Raw genomic sequence first — 319 nt, 5'->3', positions numbered from 1 at the left:
AAGCGACGGGAACGGCGGAACGGACACCCAGACCGTGACGGTCACGGTGGATGCGGTGAATGACGCGCCTGTGGCGCAGGCTGGCACGGCCTCCGGTGACGAGGATACAGTGATTTCCGGCAGAGTCGCCGCGTCTGATGTGGACGGAGATACGCTGACTTTCGCGCTGGCAACGGATGGAGCCAACGGCGCGGTGACGATGGCGGCGGATGGCAGTTACAGCTATACGCCGGATGGGGACTTTAACGGCAGCGACAGCTTTACCTATACGGTGAGTGACGGGAATGGCGGAACCGATGCCCAGACCGTGACGATCACG

The 319-nt window shown here is 62.7% G+C and carries 1 protein-coding gene; it reads left to right on the top strand.

Translation table 11 applies throughout. The features are described from left to right. On the top strand, positions 1–319 hold a 319-nt coding region (locus BFV97_RS18625), incomplete at both ends, for an Ig-like domain-containing protein (RefSeq protein WP_157888301.1).

The organism is Neptunicoccus sediminis (assembly GCF_001719615.1).
Taxonomy (GTDB): domain Bacteria; phylum Pseudomonadota; class Alphaproteobacteria; order Rhodobacterales; family Rhodobacteraceae; genus Amylibacter; species Amylibacter sediminis.
The sequence above is the reverse complement of the archived record's forward strand: the minus strand, read 5'-3'. Positions and strand labels throughout refer to the sequence as shown.